The organism is Novosphingobium sp. 11B (genome assembly GCF_054589055.1).
The window spans coordinates 1-6974 of the sequence record NZ_BAAILP010000036.1 but is presented as its reverse complement, the minus strand read 5'-3'; the positions used below and the strand labels follow the sequence as shown (position 1 = coordinate 6974).

Genomic DNA, 6974 nt, shown 5'->3' with positions numbered 1-6974 from the left:
GGCCCCAGGGCTTCTCGACCTGTCGGATCGGCAGCGAGGAGGAAGCGCGGGCGTCGGTCATCGGCGAATACTCACTGATTCCTGGCGCCGGAAAGATTGCCCACCTTCTGCACGCCGGCAACGGTAGTGATCATGATGTCATCGCCATCGACGACGACGATCACGTCCTCCAGCCCGATCACCGAGACGCGCGGACCGTCGCTGTCGACCAGCACACCCCGGCAATCGACCATCTCGACCGTGCCCGAACCGCGCACCGAATTGCCGTCCGCATCGGTCTCAAGCGCCTCGTGCAGCGCCTGCCAGTTGCCGATGTCGGACCAGTCCATGTCGGCGGGCACCATCGCCGCGCAGGTGGTGTTCTCCATCACCGCGTAGTCGACCGAGACGCTGGGCACTTCGGCAAAGGTTGCCGCGTCGGGATGGAAGCGCTGGCCGTCCTCGGCGCCCTTCGCCACCGCATCAGCGACGCTGGCGGCGACGTCGGGCCGGTGCGCGGTCAGTTCGGCGAGGAAGTCCTTCACCCGGAACGCGAAGATGCCGCCGTTCCAGGCGTAGATTCCCTCGGCAAGGAACGCCTTGGCGCGCTCCAGATCCGGCTTCTCGACGAACTGCGCGGTGCGAAAACCGCCGTGCTCGGGGATGGCCTCGCCGCGCTTGAGATAACCGAAGCCGGTCTCGGGCGCCGTCGCCTCGATGCCGAAGGACACCAGCCATCCCTGCTCCGCCAGCTTCGCCGCAGACGCCGCGGCGACCGCGAAAGCCTCGGTATTGCCGATGTGGTGATCGCTCGGACACACGAGCATCACCGCGTCCTCGGGCAGGCGGCAGGCAGCGAGCGCGATGGCGGCGGCGGTGTTGCGCGCCGAAGGCTCGACGATCACCTGCGCCCCCTCGACCGCGCCCAATTGCGCCTCGACATGGGCGAGGTGCTTGTGGCCGGTCACCACGACCGGCGCCGCAAAGCCTCCGGAACCCGGGCAGCGGGCCAGCGCCGCTTCGAACAGGGTGCTGTCGCCGACCAGCGGCAGGAACGGTTTGGGCATCGCGGCCCGGCTGCGTGGCCACAGGCGCGTGCCGCTACCGCCGCAGAGAATTACCGGTACGATTATGGACATGGCCGAACGGTCACTCACGGATGCAGAATACCCTGGAAAAACCGGTAATAGCCGGAGCGTGCTGCGATGCAACAGGGCACAACTAAATACCTCTGCTCCGTCAGATTGGACGGGAACACAAAGGCGGCTCGTTGGTTGACCGGTGACCAATTGCGGCGCAGCATGTGATTGAACCATCTGGCAGCCCTTCAAGAAGGGCATGAACTTGGTGCAAGGCTGAAATATAGATGATCAAATCGAGCGACGGCCCGTCACAGGCGGCGCATCGAGCCTCCCTTTTTACCAATGATACTGTCCTCGGCCCGCCGCCTCGCCTCAGGCTTTCGCAATCGACGGCCCTTTTCCTCGATTTCGACGGGACCCTGGTCGAGATAGCCGATCACCCGGACCACGTCATCGTAGCCGAATGCCTGCCTGCGCTTCTCGTCGCACTTTCCCGTAAGCTCGGCGGGCGCCTGGCGATCGTCACCGGCCGATCTATTGCAGCCCTCGAGGCGTTGCTGGGGCCGATCAGCCTGGCCATCGCAGGATCGCACGGCGGTGAATTCCGGCCCGCGGCAGGTGCCGCTATCCAGCCCCTCGCCGCCCCGCTTCCCGGTGCCGTTGTTGACGAGCTCGACCGCTTCGCCCGGGCAAACGGGGGACTTCTGGTGGAACCCAAGCCATTCAGCGCGGCAATCCACTATCGCCATCATCCTGAAGTCCTCCACGATCTTCGTGCCTCGACAGAAGGTCTGGCCGCCCAGTTCGGCCTGACCATCAAGCACGGCAAGCAGGTGATCGAAGTGACGATGCCCGGGTCGGACAAGGGCTCTGCGGTATCGCGCTTCATGGACCTTCCAGCGTTCGAGGGCGCCATCCCGACCTTTATCGGGGATGACGTGACCGACGAGGACGCATTCGCGGCCGTGCGCCGGTACGATGGCCACGGCGTGCTGGTTGGCCCCCCTCGCCCCACCGCGGCCACTTCTCGCCTCGACAGCGTCGCCGATGTGCACAGATGGCTGCAGGCCGGCCTCCAGACCGTTCATAAAGGAGATTTCCGCCCATGACGTCGCCCGTACCGACTTCGCTGGAACTCTGGCCGATCGGCAACTGCCAGGTCAGCGCCCTCATCGACGAGTCAGGCGCCATCGTCTGGGGCTGTGTCCCGCGCGTCGACGGAGATCCCACGTTCTGCGCCCTGCTTCGCGGAGATGGCGGGCAAGATGCCGGCACCTGGCGCTTCGAGCTGGAGAACCAAGTCTCCGTCCAGCAACATTATCTGCGCAATACCCCCATCCTCGTGACCCGACTTGAAGACGCGAGCGGAGGGGCAGTGGAAATCTACGATTTCGCGCCCCGCTTCGAACGATCTGGCCGGATGTACCGCCCGGTTGCCTTCGCGCGCATCGTCCGGCCCGTATCCGGAGCCCCGCGCATTCGCACCATCCTCACGCCGATGAGCGGTTATGGCGCGAAACTCGCCCCGATCACGCAGGGTTCGAACCACATTCGTTATCTGGTGGAGCGCAATTCCCTGCGCCTGACCACTGATGCGCCGGTAGGCTACGTGCTCGACGAGCGTTGGTTCCGCCTGGAAAAGCCCCTGCACTTCTTCCTTGGCCCGGATGAGCCGTTTTCTGGCAACATCGAGCACGATCTTGAGGCGATGCTCCAGCGGACCGGCAATTACTGGCGCCTGTGGGTGCGCGGTCTTGCCACCCCGCTCGACTGGCAGGATGCGGTAATCCGCGCAGCCATTACGCTCAAGCTGTGCCAGCACGAGGAAACCGGCGCGATCGTCGCGGCCTTGACGACCTCCATCCCCGAAGCGCCGGGCAGCCAGCGGAACTGGGACTACCGGTATTGCTGGATCCGCGATGCCTACTACACGGTTCAGGCCCTCAACCATCTCGGTGCCCTGGACGTCCTTGAGAAGTACCTAGCCTATCTGCGCAACATCGTTGCCGATGCACCTGACGGGGTCGTCCAGCCTCTCTATGCGGTCAGCGGGGCCAAGGAGATCATCGAATGGGAGGCTGCCGATCTGCCGGGGTATCGCAACACCGGCCCGGTACGCGTCGGGAACGCAGCCTATTACCAAGTGCAGAACGACTGCTACGGCCAGATCGTGCTGCCTTCGATCCAGGGATTCCTCGACCAGCGCCTGCTGCGCATCGCCAACGAGGACGATTTCCGCAGCCTCGAGCAGGTCGGCGAAATGGCATGGAAAACCCACGACATGCCCGATGCCGGGCTGTGGGAATTGCGCACCCGAACTGCGGTCCACACCTATTCCAGCGTCATGAGCTGGGCCGCGTGCGACCGCCTGTCCAACGCCGCGCAGTACCTGGGTCTGGACGATCGCGCTGCCTTCTGGCGCGACCGGGCGGACACCATACGTGCCAACATTGACGCGGGTGCGTGGCACGAAGTGGAAGGTCATGACGCAGGCGGTCATTACGCGGCCAGTTTCGGCGGGTCACAACTCGACGCGAGCCTGCTGCAGATTGTGGAACTGCGCTATCTGCCTCCCGAAGATCCACGGTTCCGCGCAACCCTGAAAGCCGTTCAGAAGGCCTTGCGCCGAGGCGAGCACATGCTGCGCTATGACAGCGAAGACGATTTCGGGCTTCCCGAGACAGCTTTCAACATCTGCACCTTCTGGTTGATCGAGGCGCTTCACCGCAGCGGAGAGGATGAGGAGGCCCGGCGACTTTTCGAAGCGATGCTGGCTCACCGCACGCGCTCCGGCCTGCTTTCCGAGGATATGGATTTCGAAACCTCAGAGCTTTGGGGGAACTTTCCCCAAACCTACTCGCTGGTAGGTATCATAAATTGCGCCGGGCAATTGTCCCGGTCGTGGCGGGACTGGCGTTAACGCGCACAAACTACCCGCAGCTGCTGCGAGCCCTCAAGCGTTCGATGGGAACGTGTGAAAGGTGCGACGCGTAATACGAAGGACAGAACATGGGCCGATTGATCGTCATCTCGAACCGCGTAAGCGTGCCAAGCGCCGCAGGCGCGGCGGGGGCGCAAGGTGGTCTTGCTGTCGCCTTGAATTCGGCGCTTCGCGAACATGGCGGCATCTGGTTTGGCTGGTCCGGTCAGGAAACAGAGGAATTTACGGGCCACCTCGATATGCAACGCAATGAGGGCGTGACAACCGCGACAATCGACCTCGAAGCACAAGATGTGGAAGAGTACTATAATGGCTACGCCAACAGAACTCTTTGGCCGTTATTTCACTACCGAATTGATCTAACAGAATATGATCGCAATTTCGGTGAAGGTTATGAGCGCGTCAATGAGCGATTTGCGGATTCGGTCTACCCTTTGATCGCCGACGATGATCTCGTCTGGGTGCATGACTACCATCTGCTTCCGCTGGGCTCAATCTTGCGCCGCAAGGGCATCAAGAATCGCATCGGCCTGTTCCTGCACACCCCGTGGCCGCCAACCCGGCTTTTGGCGTCGCTGCCCTTCCATGAGCGCCTCGTCGCATCGATGCTCGAATACGACGTCATTGGCCTGCAAACGACCGAATGGCTCGAAAGCTTCCTGCATTATGTCCAGAAGGAAATGGGTCTGACGGTCAACCTCGACAATTCGATCGAATACCAGGGCCGGCGCGTGATCGCCCGCGCCTTTCCCATCGGGATCGACTACGCCGAATTCTCGCAAGCCGCGAAGAGCGAGGTTGCCAAGGAAGCGCACCAACGGCTCCGAGATAGCGTCAGAGGCCGGAAAATTCTCATTGGCGTCGATAGACTGGACTATTCCAAGGGGCTGGGTGAGCGCTTCGAGAGCTTCAGCCGTTTTCTTTCCGATCACCCCGATATGGCGGGAAAGGCAGTCCTGCTCCAGATCGCGCCGCCAAGTCGGGGCGACGTTGAAAGCTATCAGCAGATTCGCGAGGACCTCGAGCGAAAGACAGGGCACATCAACGGCGCTCATGCCAATGTCGATTTCGTACCCATCCGGTACGTTAACCGGGGCTATTCCCGGGCTGAACTTGCAGGCTTCTATCGCGCGGCAAATGTCGGGTTGGTGACGCCACTGCGCGACGGCATGAACCTTGTGGCAAAGGAATACGTGGCTGCCCAGGATCCGGAGGATCCCGGCGTGCTGATCCTTTCACAGTTTGCCGGCGCGGCCACCCAACTCAAGGACGCCCTGCTGGTCAACCCGCACTCGGTGGAACATGTCGCCGAGACGATCAGCCGCGCCCTGGATATGCCGCTGAACGAACGCAAACGCCGCCACGCGGCATTGCTTGGTTCCGTCAAAGACCACGACGTCCTGCACTGGCTGGAGCAGTACGTTCACGCATTGTCGGGCAAGGAAAAGAGCAGCACTGCAGTCAAGTCGGACAGCCAACCCGGTATCATTCAGGCCCAGAGTATCGAGCGGCATGACACCGGGGACCTGAGCCACACCGAGGTAGCTGAAAGCCGTTAATTTTGCTTGTGCAATCAGGCAGAGAGGCGGTGGGCCTTACACCTTATGTATGCTGCCAGACCACGCTCCTGTAATCTGCAACGGTTGACCTCATTGGGCTGGCCGGCGACGGCCTGGGATTTTTTTCAACGGCTTTGCTCGAAACGCTGCGCGCCGCAGTCCGGCGGTGAGAGGGCGCATGCCTTCCCTAACCGCATTGCCATGGATTACCAATGCGGTTAGGGAAGGCGGCGCGGGTACCGCGGCATAGGAGCGCGCCATTGGCCGGGGTTGTCGGCTGCAGGCCCATTCTGAAGCAGCGGACCCTTGCTCGTTGAGGTGTTCCACCACCCGCCCCCATCCAGATCGCCTGTTTCGCATAAACAAGACCGGGGCGAATCCGCCGGCATGATGCGGGCGAACCGCCAAATTTTAGCGAGGGCACGACGTCCCCTTGTTTTTCATCTGCCTTTTCGGGCGAATTTTGCCAATATTCAGCGGTTTAAACGAAGTATCACAAAGCAAGGGTGTCCACTGGTTCTCTCGCAGATTCGAGGAGAACGGCCAATGGCATGTCCAGCTTTGTCGATAGCTCGCCCTCAGCTTGTCGCGCGCGACCTACCTGACCCAGCGGTTGTATCCGCCCCCGCGTATTTGCATGGGAGGTGCTGCGCCGCCGGGCCGACTATTGCGTGGCCGCTCCGGCCCGCAAGCGAGAGGTTATTCGCGAAGGCAAAATCGAGGTCATCGTCGACAGCACAGCAACGGCGAATTGGGGCTTGCGCTTTCGAGGAAGTTCCAGACCTGGGCGGCGCCGACGCCCGGCTGATGTGGGACCACGAACTCGATCCACTGACCATACGATCGACGGCGCGAGCATGTAGGCCATCAACGACGGTCAAAGCGCGGAAGCGCTTACCATTGAACAGGGCATCGGATACGAAGTCCCTCGCCCAGACTTCGTTCCTGTGCGAGGGCAGCGGCCGCTCCACCCGCCGCGCGGCCATGACGTGCCGGCGAGGCCTTTTTGCCCGCAAATTAAGGCCTTCCAATCGGTAAAGGCGATGTACCCGCTTCACGTTGACCGGCCAGCCTTCGCTCCGAAGCAGTACATGGATACGGCGATGGCCATAGCGCACGCGGGTCGCCGCGATCTCATTGATCCTGTTCCTGAGCGGCGCCTGGTCGCTTCGGATCGACCGATAGCAGTGCATCTTGCGATCGAAACGGAGAACCGCGCAGCTGCGCCGTTCGCTCACCCGTGAGTGCCTGGCGATCCGTGTCGATCAGGGATCAAGGGCGAGCAGGTGGCCGCCGTCATGGATCGCCTGCTGTTCGAGCGCGGCGGCGCACCTGCCAAGATCAGGGTGGACAACGGCCCGGAAATTATCCCTCGGGCGCTCGACCATTGGGCCTACATGAACCGTGTCACGC

Annotated in this window: 5 protein-coding genes and 1 pseudogene; 4 read left to right on the top strand and 2 right to left on the bottom strand. The window is 62.2% G+C overall.

The features are described 5' to 3' along the window. Positions 1–71: 71 nt before the first annotated feature. Entirely contained in the window at positions 72–1118 is a 1047-nt protein-coding gene (locus ACYPYD_RS02975; protein WP_459662018.1) for a mannose-1-phosphate guanylyltransferase, read from the bottom strand. Positions 1119–1345: 227 nt separating this feature from the next. Between ACYPYD_RS02975 and otsB the strand changes: the two genes are divergently transcribed. From otsB to ACYPYD_RS02955, 4 genes are all read left to right on the top strand, one after another. Continuing rightward, positions 1346–2170 (top strand): trehalose-phosphatase, encoded by an 825-nt coding sequence (gene otsB, locus ACYPYD_RS02970; RefSeq protein WP_459662017.1) that lies wholly within the window; start codon positions 1346–1348, stop codon positions 2168–2170. After that, the gene (locus ACYPYD_RS02965) at positions 2167–3981 is read left to right on the top strand and encodes a glycoside hydrolase family 15 protein (protein WP_459662016.1); all 1815 of its coding nucleotides are present in this window, start codon (positions 2167–2169) and stop codon (positions 3979–3981) included. Before otsB ends, ACYPYD_RS02965 begins: the two co-directional genes overlap by 4 nt. A gap of 89 nt (positions 3982–4070) precedes the next feature. Beyond that, entirely contained in the window at positions 4071–5561 is a 1491-nt protein-coding gene (otsA, locus tag ACYPYD_RS02960) for an alpha,alpha-trehalose-phosphate synthase (UDP-forming) (protein ID WP_459662015.1), read from the top strand. A gap of 617 nt (positions 5562–6178) precedes the next feature. After that, positions 6179–6424 carry a transcriptional regulator domain-containing protein gene (locus tag ACYPYD_RS02955; RefSeq protein WP_459662019.1) on the top strand — a complete coding sequence of 82 codons (246 nt, stop codon included), beginning with the start codon at positions 6179–6181 and terminating at the stop codon, positions 6422–6424. A gap of 144 nt (positions 6425–6568) precedes the next feature. On the opposite strand, the pseudogene ACYPYD_RS02950 reads toward ACYPYD_RS02955, so the two are convergent. Beyond that, positions 6569–6754: pseudogene (locus ACYPYD_RS02950) on the bottom strand (IS3 family transposase); the annotation flags it as partial. Positions 6755–6974 lie beyond the last annotated feature (220 nt).

Bases quoted from the DNA above. Each gene is read 5' to 3' on its own strand.
- otsA (WP_459662015.1), top strand. From the start codon at position 4,071: ATGGGCCGATTGATCGTCATCTCGAACCGCGTAAGCGTGCCAAGCGCC.
- otsB (WP_459662017.1), top strand. From the start codon at position 1,346: ATGATCAAATCGAGCGACGGCCCGTCACAGGCGGCGCATCGAGCCTCC.
- ACYPYD_RS02965 (WP_459662016.1), top strand. From the start codon at position 2,167: ATGACGTCGCCCGTACCGACTTCGCTGGAACTCTGGCCGATCGGCAAC.
- ACYPYD_RS02975 (WP_459662018.1), bottom strand. From the start codon at position 1,118: ATGTCCATAATCGTACCGGTAATTCTCTGCGGCGGTAGCGGCACGCGC.